Genomic DNA, 20,933 nt, shown 5'->3' with positions numbered 1-20,933 from the left:
GCAGATGCGCGTCATCTTCATGGGCACGCCGGAATTTTCCGTTCCCGTTCTCGAGGCTCTGGCTGCTGAACACGACATCGTCGCGGTCTATTCTCAGCCGCCGCGTCCGGCGGGTCGCGGCAAAAAGGACCGCCCCTCGCCGGTACACGCGAAGGCGGCCGAACTTGGGCTTGAGGTGCGCACGCCCCTCAACTTCAAATCCGCCGAAGATCGCGAAGCTTTCGCGGCGCTCGACGCCGACATTGCCGTGGTCGTGGCTTACGGGCTGATCCTGCCGCAAGCCATTCTCGACGCGCCCGCGAAGGGTTGCCTGAACATTCACGCCTCGCTGTTGCCGCGCTGGCGCGGCGCGGCCCCGATCCACCGCGCGATCATGGCAGGCGATACCGAGACCGGGATCTGCATCATGCAGATGGAGGCGGGCCTCGACACCGGCCCGGTTCTGCTGCGCGAGGAGATCCCGATTGGTGCTACCGAGACGACCGGCGAGCTGCATGACCGGCTAAGCGCGATGGGTGCGCGGCTGATCGTTGAGGCTTTGGCGCGGATCGATTCACTCATCGCCGAGCCGCAACCCGTAGCGGGCGTGACCTATGCCGCGAAGATCGACAAGGCCGAGGCGCGGATCGACTGGTCCCGCCCCGCCGGCGATCTCGTGCGCCATATCAACGGGCTCTCGCCCTTTCCAGGCGCCTGGTGCGAGGTGGGTGGCGAACGCATCAAATTGCTGCGCGCCGAATTGGCCCCCGGCAGTGGCGAACCCGGAACCCTCCTCGGCGGCTTCACCATCGCCTGCGGCAGTGGCGCGCTTGAAGTCCTCGAAGCCCAGCGCCCGGGCAAGCGCCCGATGGAAGCTGCGGAAATCCTGCGCGGGCTGACCCTGCCCGCGCGTCTCGACTGAGGATTCCCACCCAGTCTCGAGGGTCAGAAATAACTTCTGACCAGCGCCCCCGACAGCAGTACCCACCCGTCAGCGACCACGAAGAACGCGAGCTTGAAGGGCAACGCGACCACGGCGGGCGGCACCATCATCATACCCATCGACATCAACACGGCCGAGACCACCAGGTCGATGATCAGGAAGGGCAGGTAGACGAGAAAGCCGATCTGAAAGGCGCGCGTAATTTCCGAGAGCATGAAAGATGGCACCAGCGTCGAAAGCGGCGCGGCGGTCATGTCCCCGTCATAGGGAGCGCTTTCGCGCAAGGCGGTGAGCGATGAAAACGTGTCGGGATTCGTGCGAGTGGCCATGAAAGCGCGAAACGGCTCTATTCCGCGTGAAAACGCTTCCCGCCAGTCGATCGTACCATCGACGAGCGGCTGGCCCGCGACACTCCAGCTTTCGAGAAAAACCGGTTCCATGATGAACCAGGTGAGGAACAGCGCGAGACTGACGATCAGCATATTGGGCGGCGATTGCTGCAACCCGAGCGCCTGACGCAGTATCGACAGGACCGTGACGATGAAGGGAAAAGCCGTCACCATGATCGCGAGCCCGGGTGCGAGGCTCAGCAACGTGATGGCCGCGATGATCAGGAGCGAGCGTCCCGCAAGGCTTTCACCATCACCAAGCGACAGGGTGATATCCTGCGCCACCGCGGGCATCGCCGAAAGCATGAGGGTTAACGCGGCCAAACCGGAGAGAGAAGCGACGTAAGGGGGACGGATGACGCGCATCTCACAGCCCGTTTTGCAGATCGGCCACCTCGGTCAGACGGACGGCCAGCTTTCCGGCCTCACCTTCCACCTCGGTCAACTCACCCCGGGCAATCAGCTTGTCGCCGACATAGAGCTCGACCGGGTCATCCACCTGGCGATCAAGCGGCAGCACCGCGTCGCGCTTGAGACGCAGCAGATCGCGCACGAGCGGACGCGCCTTGCCCACGGAGATCGTGATCTCGATCGGCACTTGCGTGAAGGGATTGTTCGCGGGGGTGTCGGTTTGGGCCGGGTCAGACATCGGTCTCGTCCTTCAGGTCGGCGTTGAAATAGGTCGTCACGGCATTCGAGATCGCTGCGACCACCGCATCGAGATCGATCCGCGTCTCGCTTTCGGAAAAGCGCAGGTAGACTTGCCCCTCGCCAAGGGTCTGCTCGGCAACGAAGCTGAGCGGAAGATCCGTCTTGTGCGCCACAATTCCCTCGATCTGGGACAGCGCGACAGGGTTCGCGGTGACCACGATCGGCACCGAGGTGAGGCCCTCGGCCACCGGCATGAGCTGCTCAACCACCACACCCGCGAGGCTGTCATGCGCGAGCTGCGGCAAAAGTTTCTCGCAAATCTCGAACAGGAGCGGGCGCAGCGCATCAAGCATCTCGGCGCGTGCCTCGTGATAGGTGAAGGAGAGAGCCTGAAGGTTCTGGCCAAGATCAGAGTGAAGCCGCGCCGTCTCGGCATTCTGGGCCGCAACCGCATCGTCCCATCCCGCCTGGTATCCGGTCTCGAACGCGGAGAGTTTGGCTTCCTCAAATGCGGCGGCATCCAGAGCAAGTTCCTGTTCCTCCGTCTCTTCAGCTTCGAAGGATTCGAGCGTCACCCGCCCGCTCATCGCGCCTTCTCCCCAGACTCATCCATCCAACTGCGCAAGATCTCCACCGTTTCGGCCTGACGCTCCTCGATCATCTTCTTGAGCCTTTCGACCGGGTCTGCCGGACGTTCAAAATCGAAATCGGTATCGCCTGCCATCGACAGGTCTCCGATATTGAAGTCGGACACGACCTGCATGTTCATCTCCGGCATGTCATCCTCGGCGATCTCGCCCGTCAGCGCGGCACTCGATCCCGCCGCCATTTCGGGTGACGGCAATCCGTTCAACGCCAGCTCTCGCCTTTGCATCAGGAGCGGGCGCGCGACGAAGAGACCGAGGACGATCACGACTATCGCCAGAAGTGCGATTTGAATGATCTGGGTGAAATCCAACGCCATCGCACCGAACCCGCCCCCCCCGGCGGCAGTGCCAAGTTCTGGCAATGGCTCGAACTGCATCGAGCGCAGGGTGATGACATCGCCGCGCGCTTCGTCGAACCCCACCGCCGAGGCAACAAGCTCTCGCAGGTCCGCCAGCTCTGCCTCTGGGCGCGGCTGCCAACTCGTCGTGCCATCCACTGCGGGAACCGTCACCCCATCGACGAGCACAGCTACACTCAACCGTTTGATTGCGCCCGGCGTCCGAAGCAGTTCGCGCCGGGTTTCCGACACCTCGTAATTCGTCCGAGCGCGCGTCTCGCTCGACTGGCTTTGCGACTTGCCTCCATCGCCTGCCGCGTTTTCCGGCAGATTCGACGCCACGGTCACTGCGCCGGGCCGGGTTGCGTCCGAGGTCTTGGTATTTTCCTGCGTGTCCGTCGAAATCGCGACACGGCCATCGGGATCAAAGCGCCGCTCGGTGATCGCCTCGCGTTCGGTGACGGTTTCGAGGGCAAGCTCGACCACCGCATTGCCCGGTCCGACACGGGCTTCCAGCAATCGCTCGACATTTTGCTTGAGAGCCGCCGCCCGATCCTGTCCAGCCGCCTGCTCCGCGGGGTCGTCCGCGGCCGGGATCAGGCCTGCGGAGGTATCGATCACCGAGACATCGTCAGGGGTCATTCCGGTCACCGCGGAGGCCACGAGAAAGCGCAGCGCGTTGGCCTGGGCCCGGCTGATCGCCCCCCCGGCGGTCGTTACCGTCACCGATGCCGTCGGCTCGAGCTCCTTGCGGAAAGGCTGGTTGGTCGGGTGCGCAATATGCACCCGGGCACTGCGAATGGCGGAAGAGGCGGCGATGGTTCGCGCCAATTCCCCCTCTTTCGCGCGCCAATATGCAGCATCGAACATCTGCGAGGTCGTACCGAAACCTGATAGCGAATCGAGCAGTTCATAGCCCGCAGCCCCGTTCGCTGGCAGCCCCTGCGCGGCCAACGCCATCCGCAACTCGTCGCGCCGCGGCGCTTCGACGAAGATCGAATCACCGCGCACCTCATAGGGTACCCCGCGTTGCTCGAGCGCGGAGATCACCTCGCCCGATTCCGCACCGCCCAGCCCCGCATACAACAGCGCCATCGTGGGTTTCGAGGCGATCGCGGAGATCGCGAAGAGCGTTGCGATCATGGCGATTCCCGCCACGACCGCCATTATCCGCTTGCGCATATCTAGGGCCTGCCAGGCGCCGGTAAGCTGTTGCAAGACGAACCTCCTCTGAGCGGGCTTCTGCCTCTTCGTCCCGGTCACTTTCCTGCATTGCGCTTAACAATCGGTTAGTCGGTTTCGGGCTATGCCGGTCGTGTCGAAGAGATTGGTGAGACGATGACGGACGCGCTGGCCGGGGAAGAGGAGCTTCCCAAAAAGAAATCGAAACTGCCGCTGATGATCGGGCTCCTTCTGATGCTCGCGCTTGGTGGGGGCGGGTTCTATGCGGTCTATTCCGGTCTCGTTCTCACACCGCATTCCGGAGACGCGAGCCATGGCGAGGGCGGTCCCACGCCCGAGCCGGACGCTTTGCCCGCGATCGCCTACGTAGCGCTCGATCCGCTTACGATCTCACTTAACGGTTCGGGGGCGCGGCACCTGCGCTTCGTGGCGCAACTCGAGGTTTCACAGGCAGTTCAAAACGACGTCGAGCTTTTGAAGCCGCGCGTGATGGATGTGCTCAACGGCTATTTGCGTGCGGTCAATGTGAAGCTCCTCGAAGATCCGGCGGCAATGATGCGCCTACGCGCGCAAATGCTGCGGCGGATCCAGATCGTGACCGGCGATGGCCGTGTCCGTGACCTTCTGATCATCGAATTCGTGCTTAATTGATGGAGGCCCCGATGCAACTCCTCGCAGATCTCATCTCCACGCTCGCAGCCATTGCGGCCGCAGGCTATTGCCTTGTTCTCGCGCGGCGGCTCAAGCGGTTCAACCAGCTTGAAACCGGGATGGGCGGGGCGATTGCGGTGCTCTCGGCTCAGGTCGATGACATGACCCGCGCGCTTGAACGGGCTCAAGCCACCGCAACGCATTCGGAGACGCAGCTTCGCGCCTTGACGGAGCGCGCGGAAAACGGGGCCGAGAAGCTCGAGCTGATGCTCGCAGCACTCCACGATCTGCCCGAAGAGGATGAACCCAGGCGGCGGGTTGTCCGCAGGCGGCATCGCCACGAGGCCATGGAGGCCGCGGAATGAGCGGCAAGGCTTCTGCCCGAAAATCGCGCAGCGCTCGCAGACGTTGGCTCGGGCGCGGCGTGTTGTGGATGATTGCCGGCCTGTTTTTCCTATCGGGCACTCTGCGCGTCGTCGAAACCGGCGGTCTCGCCAGCGCCACCGAGACGACGAATACCGAGGCGCGCCCCACCACCCCCGAAACGCTGGACTGTCCTTCCGAGCCAGGCCTGATGACATTGCTGGCCGATCTCAAAGCGCGAGAGGCAAAGCTCGTAGAACAGGAAGGCCTGCTGAGAGATCGTCGCAACGCGATATCGCTCGCCGAAGTGCGCCTCGAAAGCCGCCTTCAGGATCTCATCGCCGCCGAACAGGCGCTTGCGAATACGGTCGCGATCGCGGATGGCGCTGCCGACGAGGATGTGACGCGGCTCGTCGCTCTTTACGAAAACATGAAACCGAAACAGGCCGCACCGCTCTTCGAGGAGATGGCACCTGATTTCGCCGCCGGGTTCCTAGGTCGCATGCGCCCCGATGCGGCTGCGGCCGTCATGGAAAGCCTCGACCCCCAAAAAGCCTACGCTATCAGTGTCTTGATGGCGGGGCGCAATGCCGGGGCTCCGCGCGATTAAGGATATTGGTCATTTCTTAAACCGAATCTGCGACCGTCTCCCGACATAACTCTGAGAGGCATCCATGATTGGCATCATCGGCATCGTGATCATCTTTGCGATGGTCTTCGGCGGGTACGTCGCGGCCGGTGGCAAGATGGGGATCATCCTCAAATCGCTGCCCTTCGAGATGATCATGATCGGCGGTGCCGCGGTTGGGGCGTTCATTCTCTCGAACGACATGGCCGCAATCAAGCACACCCTCAAGGACGTCGGCAAAGTCTTCAAAGGGCCGAAATGGAAGCCCGCCGATTACCGCGACCTGCTATGTCTTCTGTTTGAATTGATCCGCCTCGCGCGCCAGAACCCGGTTGCGATCGAGGAACATATTGAGGCTCCCGACGCCTCCTCGATCTTCGGTAAATACCCAAAAATCCTGCATGATCACGAAGCCACCGACATCATTTGTGACACGATGCGTTCCGCCTCGATGAATTACGACGACCCAATTCAGGTGGAAGAGGTGCTCGATAAGCAGCTGGAGGCCAATTACCATCACGCGATGCATTCGAGCCACGCGATGCAGTCGATCGCCGACGCCATGCCCGCACTTGGAATCGTTGCGGCAGTCCTCGGCGTGATCAAGACGATGGGATCCATCGACCAGCCACCTGAAATCCTGGGGAAGATGATCGGTGGCGCGCTCGTGGGGACCTTTCTGGGCGTTTTCATCGCCTATGGTTTCATCGCCCCCTTCGCCGCTCGGATGAAATCGGTGATCGATGAGGACAGTCACTTCTACAAACTGATCCGTGAGGTTCTGGTCGCCAATCTTCACAACCACGCCACCAATATCTGTATCGAAGTCGGGCGGCAGAATACCCCGCATCACATTCGGCCGAGTTTTGCGGATCTCGAAGACGCGCTGAAAGCGGTTAAATCGGAGGTGGCATGATACGGCATCTTCTGATGTGGCTGCTGCTTTCCTGCACGCCAGCATGCGCTTTTCCGGTGGCGATACGCTCCGGAGAGCACGCGGATTTTTCACGCTTGGTGATCTCATTGCCGGCGAACGCGACCTGGAGGTTTGAAGAGGTCCGGGATGGGTATCGGCTTGCAACGGACATTCCCGATGCGCGTTTCGAAACACGAGGGGTCTTCCGGCTCATTCCAAAAACCCGCCTGAAAGGACTGGTGAAAGAAAGCGGCGGAAGGCTGTTTTTTGAAACAGCGAAGAACATCACGGCTCGCCACTTCACGCTCGATGACGGTTCTCTCGTGATCGATTTTCGAACGGTGATCGAGACGCCTTCAAATACGGGGGCGCCGTCAGAGCCCCCTGACCCGGCGCCCGTCGCGACAGAGGGCCTCGCCATCCCCAAAACGATTCAACCAGTGGCAATCGGGACGCCGCATCTCGATCTCTACTGGAAGACTGAAACGGTACTAACCCCTGACGCGCCCCCACCTCCTTCTCCCGAGATTCGGGATCGCAGTCCTGCCCCGGCCACTCCCGCGCCGCCCAATCCGCAGGTCGCAGAAATCGAGGAGAACCTCACGCGCGAGATCGGCAGGGCCGCATCTCAAGGGCTGATTGCAGTCGATCCGACGCAGAGCGCCGCCCCCCTGCAGCGCGACGAGGCGAAATCAAAGGCTGGGCCTCCGCCACAGCCGCCCCCCGACCCGATCGCCCCCCAAGACCATATTGCCTATCGCCTGACGACCGCGGTCGATCGCGATCAACTTCAGATGTCGCACGATATTTATACCAAGACCGGTGAAACCTGCCCGCCGGAAGGCTACTTCGACATCGCGGCCTGGGCCGATGATCGGCCCGCGCTCGATCAGATTGGAGAAGCGCGCCGCAGGTTGCTGGGGGAGTTCGACATTCCCGATCAGACATGGGTCATCGCACTTGCACGTATCTATATTGCTTTCGGCTTTGGCGTGGAAGCACGCGCGTTGCTTGCCGATCTTGCCGAACCCGCTCCGAATGTCGCCGCGCTGCTCTTTCTCGCCGCAGTGCTCGACGAGGACCGTGCCGCAGCGTCCATGCCACTCGCACGCATGACCGACTGCGAGAGCGCCGTGGCACTTTGGGCCCTTTTGGGAGCGTCCCCCCCGCCAGAGAAGGGCGCGGTCAATTTCAGCGCGGTAACCCGAAGTTATGCAGCACTCCCACCAGACTTGCGCCAGGTTCTCGGGCCGAAACTCGTTTCCAAACTCATTGCAATCGGAGCCTCCGATGTCGCGCAGAGCGTCCGAATGGCTCTGGCGCGGGTAAGTATCGACGACGAAGCCGCCCTCGATGTCGTCGATGCGCGTCTATCGCATGAAGCCGGAAGCGAGGAAGCCGCGCCCGCACTGGAGAAACTGTCGCAACGCAACGCGCCTGAGGGGGTTGAGGCGCTCTTGTTGCTGGTCGATGAACAGCTGGCTGATCGTCAAACGGTTCCGCCGGCTCAGGTCGAGCAAGCACTCGCACTCGCCTTCGAGCTTTCAGGCGCCCCCGAGGCCCCGGCATTGGTGCGCGCGGCGGCTTTGGGCTATGCTTCGCAACACAAATTCGACGCAGCTTTTGACACGCTCGCGGCGTGGCCGCAGTCGGTCGAGCCTCTAATGAGAGCGGAGACGCACGAAAAAGTTCTTACAATGCTCCTTGAGCAACCAGATGACGCTCTCTTCCTCCGTCTCTACTTTTCGCAACGCGAAGGGATCTTGAAATCGCCCCCGGGCAAACCTGTCCGGACCGCGCTCGCCAATCGTCTGATCGAGCTCGGCATGGCTGATACGGCGACTGAGATTCTGAAGACGTCACGTGATTTCACACAATCCGACAAATTGATTTTTGCACGCGCGGCCCTTGTTGCGCTCGACCCGGCAGCCGCGCTTGCCCATCTCGGTGGAGTTGACGGCATCGAGGCCGAGAAATTGCGCGGCGATGCTCTGTCCCGTCTCGGGCTGCATGATGGCGCTCGCTCGGCCTATCTGCGTGCAGGAGAAGATGACAAAGCGCGCGCCGAAGCCTGGCATCAGGGCGACTGGAACACGCTTCGCCACGGCGGGGATGCGGTCGAAAAAAACTTCATCGAAGCATTCGACACGCAAAGGAACATCGGGGGTGGAGATGATCCGGGTCCGATCCGCGCAGCAAGATCCCTGCTCGCTGCCAGCAAAGAGGAGAGAAAAGCCTTGCAAGACATGCTCGATCGCCTCGGAAAATCCGGCGCGGACGAGTGAGCGTGGGAAGATACCCTGTTGCTGCAAACGAATTCTCAATGAATGCGCCCTAATCCTGAGCTGAGCAAGAATTGCGACGCAAAGGGATAACCCATGCACAGGCTCGGTCGGGCAGTCTTCGCCTTTGGTGTCTTTGAAATCGCGGCGGCCATTCCACGGGCGGGTCACGCCGAGACGCCTGCTTCTCTTTGTGAGAAAGTCGCGGAAGAAGTCGCCAGCGAAAGCAATGTACCTGTCTCCGTTCTCAAGGCGATTTCGTTAAACGAGACGGGGCGCAAATCCGAAGGCGGTTTTCGCCCCTGGGCCTGGACTGTGAATATGGAAGGCGCGGGGCATTGGTTTGAAACGCGGGATGAAGCCCTGCGCTACGTCTTCAAGGAGTACAAGCGCGGCGCTCGCAGCTTCGACGTCGGCTGTTTTCAGATCAATTACAAATGGCACGGGCAGCATTTTTCCTCGATCGAGGAGATGTTCGACCCGCTTGCGAATGCGCGCTATGCGGCCCGATTTCTGCGCGAGCTCCATGATGAAATGCAAGACTGGTCACGCGCCGCGGGGGCCTATCACTCGCGCACGAAAATCCATGCAGAGCGCTATGCGGCGCGCTTTGACCGTTTCCGGGCGAAGCTTCATCGCGAAGACCGCCCACAATCGAACGTCCCGACGGGACCAGCGCGAGATCTTCAACCAGTACAGGCAAATTTCTCCGAGGTTCCGGAGATTCCGGACATCGTTTCCGCTCAACAGGCCGTCGTCCCGTCACGGCCGCGCATGAATTCCTACCCGCTCCTGCAAAAAAGCGGTGAGCCCCCACCCATGGGCGGAGCATCCGGGGCTTCGCTCTTCGCAGCCGCGGTCGCGAAGCATGGGGAGATGTGATGCCTTCGCTTTTGCTGCGCCGCATCTTCCAACCGACCATCCTGCTTTCACTCGCCCTCATGGCCGTCATCGCGATGATGATCCTGCCGGTGCCCGCCTGGGTGCTTGATGTTGGCCTGGCCGCGTCCTTCGCCCTCGCGATCCTCATTTTCACCGTCACACTTTTCATCGAACGTCCTCTCGATTTCTCGGCCTTTCCCACGATCCTCCTCGCCTCGCTGATGTTGCGGCTTTCGCTCAACGTGACCTCGACGAAACTCATCATCGGACAGGGCCATACCGGGACCGGCGCAGCGGGCGACGTCATCGAAGGCTTCGCGAATTTCATCATGGGCGGCTCCGTCCTGATCGGATTGGTAGTCTTCTGCGTGATTTTGATCGTCAACTTCATCGTGATCACGAAAGGCGCAGGACGGATGGCCGAGGTCGGCGCGCGGTTTGCGCTCGATGCGATGCCCGGAAAACAGCTCGCCATCGACAGCGACATGAATGCCGGCGCGATCGACCATGCCGAGGCGCGCGAACGGCGAGAACGCGAACAGGCGGAAACCACATTCTTCGGCTCGCTCGATGGCGCGTCGAAATTCGTCAAGGGCGATGCGGTCGCGGGACTGCTGATCACGATGCTCAACCTTGTCGTCGGACTGATCATCGGCACGGTCGTCCACGGGATGCCGCTCAATCGCGCGCTCGAAACCTACTCGATCCTGACAGTCGGCGACGGGTTGGTTAGCCAGATCCCCGCAGTCATCATCTCGATCGCAGCGGCGATTTTGCTTTCGCGCGGCGGCGCCAAGGGCTCGGCCGATTTCGAGCTGTTCCGTCAACTCGGAAAATACCCACCTGCGCTTACCACGGTCGCTGTCTTGATGGCCCTTTTCGGTCTCGTGCCGGGCCTTCCTTTCATTCCCTTCAGTATGGGCGCGGCGCTGCTCGGTGGGGCGGCCTATATGCTGAACCGCGCGGCGAAGGCGCGCGCGCGGCGCGAGGCGATGAAAATGCCTGGCCCGGAGGTCGAGCCGAAGCGCAAATCGATGGGGGATGTGCTCGACATCGACGACATCCATGTCGAATTTGCACCCGATCTCGTGGCGATGGCACTCGACCCCGCGACCGGGCTTGATGCGCGCATTTCGAACATGCGCAATCACGTTGCGGCGAATTTCGGACTGATCCTGCCCGAAATTCGGCTGACCGATGACGCAACGCTCGAAACGGGTCACTACCGGATCCGCATTCAAGGTGTCGAGCAGGCCCGCGACAGGCTTTTTCCTGATCATGTGCTCGCGCTGATCGCCGACAATCGCGATTTTCTGCCCGAAGGCACAGAGGTGCGCGAGCCGGTGTTTCGAGCGCCGGCGCTGTGGGTGCCCGCGACGCGACAGGAAGATGCAGCGCTCGCGGGTTCGACCGTGGTCGGGCCGACGGAGGTGCTCGCGACGCATCTTCTGGAGGTGATCAAGGCGAATTTTTCACGACTGATGACGCTGCGCGCGTTGCGCCGCCTGCTCGCCGAGGTCGCAAACCTTTCCGATCCCGTGCGCGCGGAGGCCAATCGTCGGGTGCTCGACGAGATGATCCCGGACAAGGTTCCGGTCGACCTGCTGCTTGCCGTGCTGCGGCTGCTGCTCGAGGAGCGCGTGTCGGTCCGCAATCTGCTCCTGATCATCGAGGCCATCGCCGAGGTCCGTGCCCTGCAATCGCCCGAGCTGATCAGCGAACATGTCCGCCAGAGGCTCGGCTTCCAACTCGTGGCCGAACTGCGCCGCGAGGATGGCACGATCCCGTTGATCCAGCTCGCACCCGACTGGGAAGAGCGCTTCGGTACTTATACCATCGGTGGCGACGCCGCGGGCGATGTGGCGCTGCCGCCCGATCTGTTCAACAAGCTGGCCGCGAATATCTCGGACCGGCTCGCGATGGCCGGCAAGACAGGGGTGTTTCCCGCTCTCGTCACCTCGGGCCGGCGGCGACGTTTCCTCAAGACGGTGATGACCGCAAAAGGGTTGAGCGCGCCAGTCCTGAGCTACGAGGAAATCGGGCTCGAGGCGCAACCGGCAATGGTCGGCGTGGTGGCGGCGTGACGGATTTGCTCGCCGAGCTGTTGCGCAACGCAGAGGTGTTCCTGTTCACCGGGTTTGCCCTTTTGCTGCGCATCGGCGGTCTCGTTTCGATGGCGCCGGGATTTGGCGAGACGAGCTTGCCCGCACGGATCAAGACCGTGATTTCCCTCGGCCTCACTCTCGTCCTTCTGCCCGCAGCGACCCGGGATCTCGCGCCGCTTTCCAGCCGCTCGGGCCCACCTTTCTGGATCGCGACCGAGATCGCGGTCGGCCTCTTTCTCGGGCTGGGACTTCGCGCCTTCGTCTTCGCGCTACAGATTGCGGGCACGATCGCGGCTCAGGCCACGTCACTGTCGCAACTTCTCGGCGGAATGGGGGGCGAGCCGCAACCGGCGATCGGAAACCTCCTGCTGATCGCGGGCATCGCGACGCTGATGAGCTTCGGCTATCACCTGCACCTTATCGAGTTTCTGCTCGGATCCTATCGGGTCCTTCCGGCCGGTGGGCTGCCCGCGGCCGACGATTTACGCCAGTGGGGGCTCTCTGGCATCGCCCACGCTTTCTCGCTGGCCTTCATTCTCGCCGCGCCTTTCGTGGTGACGGGGCTGATCTACAATGTGGCGCTTGGCGCGATCAACCGCGCCATGCCTCAACTGATGGTCGCTTTCGTCGGCGCGCCGGCGCTGACTGCAGGCGGGCTCATCCTTCTCGCTATCGCCGCCCCCGGTGCGATCGTGATCTGGCGCGAGGCTGTGCTCGACTTCCTCATGAACCCGTTCGGGACACCAAGATGAGCGAGGATGCTGGCGAAAAAGAATACGAGCCGACACCTCACAAACTTGAGGAAGCGCGCCGCAAAGGCGACCTCGTGCGGTCCTCGGAAATTTCGGTGGCGGCAGTCTATGGGGCTTTCCTCATCGCGATCCTGGGCATCGGGGCGCATAGTCTCGCCAGTTTCGGAACCCGCGCCATGGTGATGCTCGAGCAAGCCGATGGGCTATCTGATACGCTGCTCGCAGGGGGGACCGCCTCCGGGGCAAGTTTGATCCTGGGTCTGCTCCTCCCCGCAGCCCCGTTTTTGCTTTTGCCGATGATCGCGGCGCTTGTGGCCTATTGGGCGCAACGCGCCATCGTCGTCGCCCCGGAGAAAATCCGTCCCAAGCTCAACCGCATCAACCCGATCGCGAATGCGGGCCAGAAATTCGGTCGCACGGGTCTGTTCGAATTCGCCAAAAGCGTGACCAAACTCACCGTCATCGCAATCGTGCTGGGCATCTTTCTCGCAAATCGCATGGATATGATCCTGCTCACGCAGCGACTTGCGCCCGCGCAAACAACCGAAGCGCTTTTCAGGATGCTGGTGGAGTTTCTGCTGATCGTCACAGCGCTCGCCGCGACGATCGGGGCGACAGATTACCTCTGGCAGCGGGCGGAGTTTCTGCGCCGCAACCGGATGACCCGCAAGGAACTGACGGACGAGATGAAACAGTCCGAGGGCGATCCCCATCTCAAAGCGCAACGTCGCCAACGGGGGATGGAGCTCGCGCTGGGGCAATCGGTGCATGAGACCGCCAAGGCCGATGTGGTGATCGTAAACCCGACCCATTACGCGGTTGCGCTGAAATGGGATCGGGCTTCGGGTCGGGCACCGGTCTGTCTGTCGAAAGGTGTCGACGAGATCGCCGCGCGCATTCGCGAAGTCGCGGCCGAGAACGGCGTGCCCATCCACTCCGATCCACCGACCGCGCGCGCGATTTTTGCGGTGATCGATATCGGCGCCGAGATCCGGCCCGAGCACTATAAACCCGTTGCCGCCGCGATCCGCTTCGCCGAGCGGATGCGCAAGCGCGCGAAGGAGCGCGGGCTATGAGCGAGAAATCGAACCGCTTGGCAGCGCTAGCGCGGCTGGCACAGATGCAGCGCGAAGCAGAGCTAGCAAAGCTCGCGGCCCTAACCGCCCGCGATTGCGAGATGCGCGATCACCTCGGGATGCTGGAGGCGCAAAAGCAAGAAACTCATGCCCATCTCGCGACCGATCCGCAAGCGGGGCTTTGCGCGCTCGGCTATCTGCGGCTGCTCTCGGTCGAGGAGAGGCGGATCATGGCCGCACGCCAACTTTTGCAACCAGAGATCGCAGCCCAGAAAGCAGCCGCCGCGCGGGCGCTCGGTCGTCACGATGTATTGCGAAAGCTCGCCAAGACCCGCTGAACCGTGGCTTAGCCGTCTTGACGCACGATGTCGGAGACTAGAACGGCGATCACACCGGGGCCGATGTTCTGTCGTGCGGTTTCGGTGAGCGCAGTGCGCAGCAGGTCCATATTCGCACTGCCGGTGAAGACCCCGCGAAACCCGCCGGCATTGGCGTGGTCGAAAAGCACCTGGAGAAAAGCGTCGCGCAGTTTGGGCTCGGCGCGATAGACGGTTTCGGTCTCGCCCACCCTCACCTCGAGCGAGAGCGACAAGATCACCAGCCCCGACACACGCCCGTCGGTCACGAGTGGCACGATAAACTGGTTGTTGAGCTTGACGAATTCGGAAGTCGCGACCGCGTCGCCATGACCGTCACCATGCGCTTGCCCGACCGGCGCGGCATGAAGATCGGCAGGTGCGCACTCATCCGCCGTTTCAGGCGAGGCGGGTGGCGGGCGCAGAAAATAGCCTGCGGCGCCACCCCCGGCGAGACCGATCAACGCCAGAAGAACGGGGAGGATCTTGCCCAGCATCGCAACACCTCAGAACGGCAGGAGGATATCGGCGACCTGCTGCCCATAGCGCGGCTGCTGCACATCGCTGATCTGGCCACGCCCGCCATAGGAAATCCGCGCGCCCGCAATCTTGTCATAGGTGATCTCGTTCTGGCGACTGACATCCTCGGGGCGCACGAAACCGGTCACGATCAGCTCGCGCACCTCGTAATTCACGCGCACCTCCTGACTGCCCTGGATACGTAGCACACTGTTCGGCAGGGTCTCGATGATCGTCGCGGCGATACGAAGCGTGAGTTTCTCGTTGCGCGAGACCTGCCCGTCCCCCTTGTAGCTCGAGGCCGAATTCGTCGCATAGGCATCGGCCATGGAGGCACCGTCGGGAAGACGTCCGTCGATGCGTTGCGGAATCCCGAGCATCGAGGGAATGCCCATACTGTCTGTGCCCGCCCGCGAGCGCCCGGTGGAATTCGAAATCTCCGCCTTGTCGTCGATCTCGATCACGACGGTCAGGATATCGCCGCGTTGGGCCGCGCGCCGATCGCCCAGAAGCGAGTTTCGCGCGCCCGACCAGAGCGAAGCTTCCTGCATCGGTGGGTGCGCCTCGGTGGTCCGGGGCATCGGCTGGGCCGACATCGCGAAGAACTCGTTTCCGTTCTCGACCGGAGTGAAGGCCGGCGCCTTGCCGACTTGTTCGAGCCGCCCGCATGCCATGAGCGCGATCGACAGGAGGAGGAGGGCGGGGGATTTCATCGGCAGGTCCTCACTTTGAAACATGGGCGGAGCCATCGGGCGCGATCCGCGCACTCACGACGGCCTTGGAGGCGGCGTTCATCACGCGGATCGTTTCCCCCGCGCCGGCACGTTGCAGCGCACGGCCCTCGGTGCGAATCTCGAGCCCCGCCTGTCGATAGACCAACGCTATGATCTGGTTGCGCTCGACAATCGCGGGGGCGCCAAGATCGCCATAGCGAATGGGGCGACCGGCATAGATGATCGCGCGGGTCTCGAAACCCACCGCTTCCTCGGGCGCTGCGAGAATGCCGGGCGCCTCGCCGGCTTGCAGCACAACGTCCTCCGCGGTGATTACGCTTTGTGCACGCAAGGTCCGCTTCGCGACAAGAATTTCGGCCGGGACGACCCCGGGCAGGGCAATTAGCAAAAGGGCAAGGGCGCTTTTCATCAGCGCACCTGTGTCGTGGCAGCGAGCATCTGGTCAGCCGCGGTGATGACTTTGGCGTTGAGCTCGTAGCCGCGCTGCGCCTTGATCAGCTCGGTGATCTCGCGCACCGGATCGACGGAGCTTTCCTCAAGATAGCCCTGACGCAACGTACCCAGACCATCCTGCCCGGGCGTGTTCACATTGGGCGGCCCCGAGGCACCGGTTTCGAGGAAAAGGTTCGATCCCATCGCCTCGAGCCCCTTCTCATTGGTAAAGCTCGCCAGCGTGAACTGCCCCAGAAGCTGTGGTTGCACCTGATCGTTGAAATAGGCGTAGACCTCGCCGTCGGCATTGATCGCAACTGCGCGCGCATCGTCGGGGATGGTGATATCGGGCACGACCGGATAGCCGTCCGAGGTCACGATCTGCCCCTCGGCAGAGCGTTTGAGCCCCCCGTCGCGGGTGTAGGCCGAGATACCGGAGGGCAGCGTGACTTCGAGATAGCCGGTGCCGTCGATCGCCACGTCCAGATCGCCCCCCGTCGCCGTAAGCGAACCTTGCGAGAGGTTCACGGTGACAGCGGTGGGCCGGACCCCGAGACCGAGCTGTACACCAGCGGGAATCGTCGTACCATCGGTCGCGTTGATCGTGCCGGGCCGGGTCATCTGCTGGTAATGCAGGTCGGCAAACTCGGCGCGGCGCGCGTTGTAGCCGGTCGTCGACATGTTCGCGAGGTTGTTCGAAATGACCTCGACGCGCATCTGCTGCGCGCTCATTCCGGTGGCTGCGATCTGAAGGGCTCTCATCGGTGCCTCCTGTTAGCGTCCGAGCGTCGAGATGACGCCGCGAATTCGTTCATCCTCGCGGTCGAGGAAGGCCTGCCCCATCTCGTAGGCACGCTGGACCTCGATCATGCGGGCGATTTCCGAGACAGGATCGACATTGCTTTCCTCGAGATATCCCTGCATCAGCACCGCCCCTTCGACGGGTTCGGCGCCAGCCTCGGCGGTGAAGCGTGTGCCGCCGACATGGCGCAGCCCGTTCGGGTCATTGGGAGTGAAGATGCCGACCTGAGCGATCGGGTCTCCGCTTGCGGATAGCGTGCCATCGGCGGCGAGCGCGACATCCTTTGCACCTGAGGGGATGGCGATCGGCGTGCCGCCCGGATCGAGCAGCCGGAACCCGTCGGGCGTCAGCAATTCGCCCTCGGGCGAGGGGATGAAGCTACCCGCGCGGGTGAGCTGATTGCCCTGCGGGGTCTCGATCATGAAGAACCCCTCCCCCTCGATCGCGAAATCGAAGGTGCCGCCGGTGCGGGTCAGCCCGCCCTGGCTCTGGTCGACATGGCGTCCGTGGGCGTAGGCCATCGAGAGCGAGGGCTCGTTCCCCTCCAGCCCCGCGAGATATTCCGAGAAGATGACGCCCTCGCGCCGGAACCCGGTGGTCGAGACATTGGCGATGTTATTCGCCACGGCGCGCATTTCCTGCATCAGGCCGGATTGGCGGGTGAGCGTGGTGTAGATCGCGTTATCCATCTCAGAACCCCGCGATCATCGGCACGAGCGTACTGCGGAAGAAATCGACCAGCGTGCTCGACATGAAGGACATCGACACCCAGAAGACGATCAGCATCGCACCGACCTTGGGCACGAAGGTGAGCGTCATTTCCTGCACCGAGGTCAGCGCCTGAAAGAGACCGATCGCGACGCCCGCGATCAGCGCGACCGACAGGAGCGGCGCGGCGATCATCACCGCGATCCAGAGCCCCTGACGGAGCGTGTCGAAGAAGATCGCATCGTGCATCAGACCGGCATCCTGAGAATTTCCTGATAGGCCTCGACGACCTTGTTGCGCACGGTCACCGCCGTCTCCACGGCCAGTTCGGTCTGCGCCAGGGCCTCCACCAACGCATGCGGGTCCGCACCGCCCGTCATCGCGGATTTGGCGGTTTCCTCGCCCGCCTTCACTGTCTCGGCGAAGGAATTGGCCGCCTGCTGGAACAGGTTGCCCGGCCCGGCCGATTGCGGCTTGGGGGACGCTGCGGCGCGGGCCTGGGCGTAGCTTTGCGTTGCGAGAGAGGTTTTCACATCCATTCTGGATCTCCTCCATCCTAGCGGCGAAGCAGGTCGAGCAGCGACGACGACATTTGCCGTGCCTGATCGAACATGCGCAGATTCGCCTCGTAGCTGCGCTGCGCTTCGCGCGCGTCAGCGATTTCGACCACCAGATCGACATTCGAGCCGTCGTAGTGGCCACTCTCATCGGCCATCGGGTGGCCGGGATCGTAGATTCGGGTCAGTTCGCGCCGGTCGAGCTGGACCGGGCCAAGCTGCACCCGTCCTGTCGTCTCGCCACCTTCGACCACCTCCTGAAACGAGGTGGTCTTGCGGTGATAGCCGGGAGTGTCCGCGTTCGCGATATTCTCGGAGGTATGGCGCAGCCGCATCGACTGGGCCTTCATCCCCGAAGCCGAGAGCGCCATGGAATTGGTGAAATCACTCATCGTCAGCCTCTGCCAAGGGAGGTGCGCAGCACCGTCATCGAGGAGCGATAGATCGCAAGCGCGAGGTCATGCTGGCGCTTGACCTCTACCGACTTGACCATCTCCTCTTCGAGCGAGACCGCATTGCCGTCCGGCGAGGTCGCGCCCGGCTCGATCCGGGTCTGCGGCCCGGTTGTCACGCTATGATCCGCCCCGATATGACCCGCGCGGGTGGCGCGCAGATCAGGGGTGGCTTCTGAACGGTAAATCTCGGCGAAGGCGGGCAGGTCGCGCGCGGCGTAGCCGGGCGTATCCGCATTGGCGATATTCTGAGCCACGGCATTCTGGCGGGCGGAGGCGTGGGTCGCCATCGCACGGGCCATTTGCATGATCTCAAGGTTCTCGAACATCGGGGCTTCTCCTCCGAGCTATCAACCAAGCTTTAAGAGCGAATCGTTTAGAAAACGTTTCGAGAACACCGGAGGGCCTGAATGGCATTTGCTGGATTTGATCTGCTGCGCGCGGAAATGCGCGGCATCGGCTCGGTTCATGCCGTCGGGCGTGTGGCCGAGGTGCGGCGCGGCATGATCGAGGTGACGGGCCTCGCGCGGCGCGCAACCCTTGGCGACCGCACCGTGATCCGCTGCAAGGGTGGGCACGAGATCGGGGCCGAAGTGCTGTCGCTCGCACCCGGGGCTGTGACGGTGCTACCCGATGGTGCGGCGGACGGGGTCGCGATCGGCGACGAGGTTGAGCTTCTTGGCCAAAGCGGGATCGCCCCCCATAACAGCTGGATCGGACGGGTCGTGGACCCGTTCGGCAAGCCCCTCGACGGGCGCCCGCTTGTCCATGGCGCGGCAGAGCGGGCGCTGCGCGCAAGCCCGCCACCGGCCGCGCAACGCAAGCGGCTGGGTGAGCGGCTGGAGACCGGTCTTGCCGTCTTCAACGCGATGCTGCCGCTGGCGCGCGGCCAGAGGATCGGTCTCTTCGCAGGGTCCGGCGTCGGGAAATCCTCGCTGCTTGCGGGTTTCGCACGCGGTGTTTCGGCCGATGTGGTGGTAATCGCGCTCATTGGCGAGCGCGGGCGCGAGCTGCGCGAATTCGTCGAAAAGACGCTCGGGCCAGAAGGCATGGCGCGTGCGGTGATCATCGCGGCGACGTCCGACCAGTCTCCGCTCGTGCGCCGCCGCTGCGCCTGGGCCGCGATGGCCGTGGCCGAATATTTCCGAGATCAGGGGCAACATGTGCTGTTTCTCGCAGATTCGGTCACCCGCTTTGCCGAGGCGCATCGCGAGGTGGCACTGGCGGGGGGCGAACCTGCGAGCCTGCGCGGCTACCCGCCCTCGACCTCTTATCAGATCATGGCGCTGGGTGAACGGGCCGGCCCGGGTGGGGAAGGCGCGGGCGATATCACGGCGGTCTTCTCGGTGCTGGTGGCGGGCTCGGACATGGACGAACCCGTGGCCGATATCCTGCGCGGCGTGCTCGACGGCCATGTGGTGATGGAGCGTGAGATCGCCGAGCGCGGGCGGTTTCCGGCGATCAACCTCCTGCGATCGGTCTCGCGCTCGTTACCCGATGCGGCGAGCGCCGAGGAAAACCGCTTGATCGGCAAGGCCCGTGCGCTGCTCGGCGCTTATGATCGGGCGGAGATGATGATCCAGGCGGGGCTTTACGCCTCGGGCTCTGATCGGATGGTGGATGCTGCACTCAAGGTCTGGCCCGAACTCGATGCCTTCATCGCCGAGGATGCGCCCGATGGGACGGCGGGCAGTTTCGCCCGCCTCGCCGCGATCCTCGCGCAAGTCGAGAGTTAAAGCATTTCCCAGATCAGCTTCAGCGCCAGCAGGGTCGAGGTCGTCACCAGCAGCGGTTTGATCAGCTTTGCGCCCACCCGCATCGCCAGCCGCGAGCCAAGCCGCGCGCCGGCCATCTGCGCGATCCCCATCGCGATGCCGATGCCCCACCAGGGCGAGCTGACCAGCATGAAGCCCGCAAGCCCCCCGATATTCGACGAGAAGTTCAGCAGTTTCGTATGCGCGGTGGCCTTGAGCACCCCATAGCCCGCCAGTGTGACGAAGCCGATCATGAAGAACGCTCCCGTGCCGGGTCCGACCAGCCCGTCATAGAAGCCGATCACCGGCACGAAGGCCGCCATGAACAGCATCGGCGAGATCCGCTGCACCCGGTCCGTGTCATCAAGCCCCGGGCGCAATGCGAAAAAACCGGCGATTGCGATCAGCACGAAGGGCAGCACGCGCTCGATCATTTCGGTCGGGATCTTCGAGACCAGAAGCGCCCCGGCAAGACCGCCGAGAAAGGAGATCCCGGCCGCCGGGATCTGTTTGCGCAGATCGACCCGCCCCGAGGCCGCATAGGAAAGCGCCGCGGTCGCCGCCCCGAATGTTCCCTGCACCTTGTTGGTCGAGAGCGCCTGAACCGGAGGGGCCCCCGCCAGCAACAGCGCCGGCACCGTGATCAGCCCACCGCCGCCTGCGATCGAGTCGACAAAACCTGCCGCGAAGGCCGCGCCCACGAGCATCAGGACCAGATCAAGGGGAAGTTCGAACATCGCAGCGCCGCGCAATCTCTCAAAGCCTCCCCTTCTCCTCCGCAGTTTGCCGAAAGTAAAGCCCGTTGCCTCGCCCCGCAGCGACCCGCTATCAGAAG

General features: G+C 63.0%; 26 protein-coding genes. 12 read left to right on the top strand and 14 right to left on the bottom strand.

Translation table 11 applies throughout. The features are described from left to right. Positions 1 to 4 precede the first annotated feature (4 nt). Positions 5 to 901 carry a methionyl-tRNA formyltransferase gene (gene fmt, locus BMG00_RS10080; protein ID WP_078574193.1) on the top strand — a complete coding sequence of 299 codons (897 nt, stop codon included), beginning with the start codon at positions 5 to 7 and terminating at the stop codon, positions 899 to 901. A 23-nt stretch (positions 902 to 924) separates the two neighbouring features. Here fmt and fliP read toward each other — a convergent pair whose 3' ends face one another. The 4 genes from fliP to fliF all read right to left on the bottom strand — a co-directional run bounded on the left by fliP (position 925) and on the right by fliF (position 4,165). Then, entirely contained in the window at positions 925 to 1,605 is a 681-nt protein-coding gene (gene fliP, locus BMG00_RS10075; RefSeq protein WP_245795011.1) for a flagellar type III secretion system pore protein FliP, read from the bottom strand. A 73-nt stretch (positions 1,606 to 1,678) separates the two neighbouring features. Next, on the bottom strand, positions 1,679 to 1,960 hold the full coding sequence (locus BMG00_RS10070; RefSeq protein WP_078527045.1) for a FliM/FliN family flagellar motor switch protein: 282 nt from the start codon (positions 1,958 to 1,960) through the stop codon (positions 1,679 to 1,681). Continuing rightward, complete coding sequence (locus BMG00_RS10065; protein ID WP_078574191.1) at positions 1,953 to 2,549, bottom strand: FliH/SctL family protein; 597 nt, start codon at positions 2,547 to 2,549, stop codon at positions 1,953 to 1,955. Before BMG00_RS10065 ends, BMG00_RS10070 begins: the two co-directional genes overlap by 8 nt. Further along, a complete protein-coding gene (gene fliF / locus BMG00_RS10060) occupies positions 2,546 to 4,165 on the bottom strand; it encodes a flagellar basal-body MS-ring/collar protein FliF (RefSeq protein WP_093469969.1) in 1,620 nt (539 codons plus the stop codon). Before fliF ends, BMG00_RS10065 begins: the two co-directional genes overlap by 4 nt. A 120-nt stretch (positions 4,166 to 4,285) precedes the next feature. On the opposite strand from fliF, the gene BMG00_RS10055 reads away from it, so the two are divergent. The 10 genes from BMG00_RS10055 to BMG00_RS10010 all read left to right on the top strand — a co-directional run bounded on the left by BMG00_RS10055 (position 4,286) and on the right by BMG00_RS10010 (position 14,122). Next, on the top strand, positions 4,286 to 4,780 hold the full coding sequence (locus BMG00_RS10055; protein WP_078574189.1) for a flagellar basal body-associated FliL family protein: 495 nt from the start codon (positions 4,286 to 4,288) through the stop codon (positions 4,778 to 4,780). Between the two features lie 11 nt (positions 4,781 to 4,791). Further along, positions 4,792 to 5,145 (top strand): hypothetical protein, encoded by a 354-nt coding sequence (locus tag BMG00_RS10050; RefSeq protein ID WP_078527036.1) that lies wholly within the window; start codon positions 4,792 to 4,794, stop codon positions 5,143 to 5,145. Beyond that, positions 5,142 to 5,753, top strand: a complete 612-nt coding sequence (locus BMG00_RS10045; RefSeq protein WP_078574188.1) for a MotE family protein — start codon at positions 5,142 to 5,144, stop codon at positions 5,751 to 5,753. Before BMG00_RS10050 ends, BMG00_RS10045 begins: the two co-directional genes overlap by 4 nt. A gap of 64 nt (positions 5,754 to 5,817) precedes the next feature. Further along, positions 5,818 to 6,687 carry a flagellar motor stator protein MotA gene (motA, locus tag BMG00_RS10040; RefSeq protein WP_078574187.1) on the top strand — a complete coding sequence of 290 codons (870 nt, stop codon included), beginning with the start codon at positions 5,818 to 5,820 and terminating at the stop codon, positions 6,685 to 6,687. Next, the gene (locus BMG00_RS10035; RefSeq protein ID WP_146642595.1) at positions 6,684 to 8,972 is read left to right on the top strand and encodes a hypothetical protein; all 2,289 of its coding nucleotides are present in this window, start codon (positions 6,684 to 6,686) and stop codon (positions 8,970 to 8,972) included. The genes motA and BMG00_RS10035 overlap by 4 nt, the downstream gene beginning before the upstream one ends. Before the next feature lie 93 nt (positions 8,973 to 9,065). Continuing rightward, complete coding sequence (locus tag BMG00_RS10030; RefSeq protein ID WP_078527027.1) at positions 9,066 to 9,851, top strand: transglycosylase SLT domain-containing protein; 786 nt, start codon at positions 9,066 to 9,068, stop codon at positions 9,849 to 9,851. Beyond that, entirely contained in the window at positions 9,851 to 11,935 is a 2,085-nt protein-coding gene (gene flhA, locus BMG00_RS10025) for a flagellar biosynthesis protein FlhA (RefSeq protein WP_078527025.1), read from the top strand. Before BMG00_RS10030 ends, flhA begins: the two co-directional genes overlap by 1 nt. Next, on the top strand, positions 11,932 to 12,708 hold the full coding sequence (locus tag BMG00_RS10020) for a flagellar biosynthetic protein FliR (RefSeq protein ID WP_078574185.1): 777 nt from the start codon (positions 11,932 to 11,934) through the stop codon (positions 12,706 to 12,708). The genes flhA and BMG00_RS10020 overlap by 4 nt, the downstream gene beginning before the upstream one ends. After that, a complete protein-coding gene (locus BMG00_RS10015) occupies positions 12,705 to 13,784 on the top strand; it encodes an EscU/YscU/HrcU family type III secretion system export apparatus switch protein (RefSeq protein WP_078527021.1) in 1,080 nt (359 codons plus the stop codon). The genes BMG00_RS10020 and BMG00_RS10015 overlap by 4 nt, the downstream gene beginning before the upstream one ends. Then, positions 13,781 to 14,122 (top strand): hypothetical protein, encoded by a 342-nt coding sequence (locus BMG00_RS10010; protein WP_078527019.1) that lies wholly within the window; start codon positions 13,781 to 13,783, stop codon positions 14,120 to 14,122. Before BMG00_RS10015 ends, BMG00_RS10010 begins: the two co-directional genes overlap by 4 nt. 8 nt (positions 14,123 to 14,130) lie before the next feature. Here BMG00_RS10010 and BMG00_RS10005 read toward each other — a convergent pair whose 3' ends face one another. Genes BMG00_RS10005 through BMG00_RS09965 form a run of 9 tightly spaced genes read right to left on the bottom strand, consistent with a single transcriptional unit; the run spans position 14,131 to position 18,673 of the window. Then, the gene (locus BMG00_RS10005; RefSeq protein ID WP_078527017.1) at positions 14,131 to 14,637 is read right to left on the bottom strand and encodes a flagellar basal body-associated FliL family protein; all 507 of its coding nucleotides are present in this window, start codon (positions 14,635 to 14,637) and stop codon (positions 14,131 to 14,133) included. Between the two features lie 9 nt (positions 14,638 to 14,646). Beyond that, the gene (gene flgH / locus BMG00_RS10000; RefSeq protein ID WP_078574184.1) at positions 14,647 to 15,372 is read right to left on the bottom strand and encodes a flagellar basal body L-ring protein FlgH; all 726 of its coding nucleotides are present in this window, start codon (positions 15,370 to 15,372) and stop codon (positions 14,647 to 14,649) included. A 10-nt stretch (positions 15,373 to 15,382) separates the two neighbouring features. Further along, positions 15,383 to 15,802 (bottom strand): flagellar basal body P-ring formation chaperone FlgA, encoded by a 420-nt coding sequence (gene flgA, locus BMG00_RS09995; RefSeq protein ID WP_078527013.1) that lies wholly within the window; start codon positions 15,800 to 15,802, stop codon positions 15,383 to 15,385. Next, complete coding sequence (flgG, locus tag BMG00_RS09990; RefSeq protein ID WP_078527000.1) at positions 15,802 to 16,587, bottom strand: flagellar basal-body rod protein FlgG; 786 nt, start codon at positions 16,585 to 16,587, stop codon at positions 15,802 to 15,804. Before flgG ends, flgA begins: the two co-directional genes overlap by 1 nt. 12 nt (positions 16,588 to 16,599) lie before the next feature. Beyond that, positions 16,600 to 17,316: a flagellar hook-basal body complex protein gene (locus tag BMG00_RS09985; protein WP_078574183.1), complete on the bottom strand. Its 717-nt coding sequence runs from the start codon at positions 17,314 to 17,316 to the stop codon at positions 16,600 to 16,602. 1 nt (position 17,317) lies between these two features. Beyond that, positions 17,318 to 17,584 carry a flagellar biosynthetic protein FliQ gene (locus BMG00_RS09980; protein WP_078574182.1) on the bottom strand — a complete coding sequence of 89 codons (267 nt, stop codon included), beginning with the start codon at positions 17,582 to 17,584 and terminating at the stop codon, positions 17,318 to 17,320. After that, a complete protein-coding gene (gene fliE, locus BMG00_RS09975) occupies positions 17,584 to 17,874 on the bottom strand; it encodes a flagellar hook-basal body complex protein FliE (protein ID WP_078526994.1) in 291 nt (96 codons plus the stop codon). The genes BMG00_RS09980 and fliE overlap by 1 nt, the downstream gene beginning before the upstream one ends. A gap of 17 nt (positions 17,875 to 17,891) precedes the next feature. Beyond that, a complete protein-coding gene (gene flgC, locus BMG00_RS09970) occupies positions 17,892 to 18,284 on the bottom strand; it encodes a flagellar basal body rod protein FlgC (protein WP_078526992.1) in 393 nt (130 codons plus the stop codon). A 2-nt stretch (positions 18,285 to 18,286) separates the two neighbouring features. Next, positions 18,287 to 18,673, bottom strand: a complete 387-nt coding sequence (locus tag BMG00_RS09965) for a FlgB family protein (protein ID WP_078526990.1) — start codon at positions 18,671 to 18,673, stop codon at positions 18,287 to 18,289. An 81-nt stretch (positions 18,674 to 18,754) separates the two neighbouring features. Between BMG00_RS09965 and BMG00_RS09960 the strand changes: the two genes are divergently transcribed. Beyond that, on the top strand, positions 18,755 to 20,080 hold the full coding sequence (locus BMG00_RS09960) for a FliI/YscN family ATPase (RefSeq protein WP_078574181.1): 1,326 nt from the start codon (positions 18,755 to 18,757) through the stop codon (positions 20,078 to 20,080). Here the strand turns inward: BMG00_RS09960 and BMG00_RS09955 are convergent. Beyond that, the gene (locus tag BMG00_RS09955; protein ID WP_078526986.1) at positions 20,077 to 20,835 is read right to left on the bottom strand and encodes a TSUP family transporter; all 759 of its coding nucleotides are present in this window, start codon (positions 20,833 to 20,835) and stop codon (positions 20,077 to 20,079) included. The genes BMG00_RS09960 and BMG00_RS09955 overlap by 4 nt on opposite strands. Between the last annotated feature and the right edge of the window lie 98 nt (positions 20,836 to 20,933).

Origin of the sequence: Thioclava marina, from assembly GCF_002020135.1 — a bacterium.
GTDB classification, from domain to species: domain Bacteria; phylum Pseudomonadota; class Alphaproteobacteria; order Rhodobacterales; family Rhodobacteraceae; genus Thioclava; species Thioclava marina.
Note: the sequence above shows the minus strand (reverse complement) of the source record. Positions and strands in the feature narration are given on the sequence as shown.

Coding starts and splice junctions, on each gene's coding strand:
- fmt (WP_078574193.1), top strand. CDS start 5: ATGCGCGTCATCTTCATGGGCACGCCGGAATTTTCCGTTCCCGTTCTC.
- fliP (WP_245795011.1), bottom strand. CDS start 1,605: ATGCCCGCGGTGGCGCAGGATATCACCCTGTCGCTTGGTGATGGTGAA.
- BMG00_RS10070 (WP_078527045.1), bottom strand. CDS start 1,960: ATGTCTGACCCGGCCCAAACCGACACCCCCGCGAACAATCCCTTCACG.
- BMG00_RS10065 (WP_078574191.1), bottom strand. CDS start 2,549: ATGAGCGGGCGGGTGACGCTCGAATCCTTCGAAGCTGAAGAGACGGAG.
- BMG00_RS10055 (WP_078574189.1), top strand. CDS start 4,286: ATGACGGACGCGCTGGCCGGGGAAGAGGAGCTTCCCAAAAAGAAATCG.
- BMG00_RS10050 (WP_078527036.1), top strand. CDS start 4,792: ATGCAACTCCTCGCAGATCTCATCTCCACGCTCGCAGCCATTGCGGCC.
- BMG00_RS10045 (WP_078574188.1), top strand. CDS start 5,142: ATGAGCGGCAAGGCTTCTGCCCGAAAATCGCGCAGCGCTCGCAGACGT.
- motA (WP_078574187.1), top strand. CDS start 5,818: ATGATTGGCATCATCGGCATCGTGATCATCTTTGCGATGGTCTTCGGC.
- BMG00_RS10035 (WP_146642595.1), top strand. CDS start 6,684: ATGATACGGCATCTTCTGATGTGGCTGCTGCTTTCCTGCACGCCAGCA.
- BMG00_RS10030 (WP_078527027.1), top strand. CDS start 9,066: ATGCACAGGCTCGGTCGGGCAGTCTTCGCCTTTGGTGTCTTTGAAATC.
- flhA (WP_078527025.1), top strand. CDS start 9,851: ATGCCTTCGCTTTTGCTGCGCCGCATCTTCCAACCGACCATCCTGCTT.
- BMG00_RS10015 (WP_078527021.1), top strand. CDS start 12,705: ATGAGCGAGGATGCTGGCGAAAAAGAATACGAGCCGACACCTCACAAA.
- BMG00_RS10010 (WP_078527019.1), top strand. CDS start 13,781: ATGAGCGAGAAATCGAACCGCTTGGCAGCGCTAGCGCGGCTGGCACAG.
- BMG00_RS10005 (WP_078527017.1), bottom strand. CDS start 14,637: ATGCTGGGCAAGATCCTCCCCGTTCTTCTGGCGTTGATCGGTCTCGCC.
- flgH (WP_078574184.1), bottom strand. CDS start 15,372: ATGAAATCCCCCGCCCTCCTCCTCCTGTCGATCGCGCTCATGGCATGC.
- flgA (WP_078527013.1), bottom strand. CDS start 15,802: ATGAAAAGCGCCCTTGCCCTTTTGCTAATTGCCCTGCCCGGGGTCGTC.
- flgG (WP_078527000.1), bottom strand. CDS start 16,587: ATGAGAGCCCTTCAGATCGCAGCCACCGGAATGAGCGCGCAGCAGATG.
- BMG00_RS09985 (WP_078574183.1), bottom strand. CDS start 17,316: ATGGATAACGCGATCTACACCACGCTCACCCGCCAATCCGGCCTGATG.
- BMG00_RS09980 (WP_078574182.1), bottom strand. CDS start 17,584: ATGCACGATGCGATCTTCTTCGACACGCTCCGTCAGGGGCTCTGGATC.
- fliE (WP_078526994.1), bottom strand. CDS start 17,874: ATGGATGTGAAAACCTCTCTCGCAACGCAAAGCTACGCCCAGGCCCGC.
- flgC (WP_078526992.1), bottom strand. CDS start 18,284: ATGAGTGATTTCACCAATTCCATGGCGCTCTCGGCTTCGGGGATGAAG.
- BMG00_RS09965 (WP_078526990.1), bottom strand. CDS start 18,673: ATGTTCGAGAACCTTGAGATCATGCAAATGGCCCGTGCGATGGCGACC.
- BMG00_RS09960 (WP_078574181.1), top strand. CDS start 18,755: ATGGCATTTGCTGGATTTGATCTGCTGCGCGCGGAAATGCGCGGCATC.
- BMG00_RS09955 (WP_078526986.1), bottom strand. CDS start 20,835: ATGTTCGAACTTCCCCTTGATCTGGTCCTGATGCTCGTGGGCGCGGCC.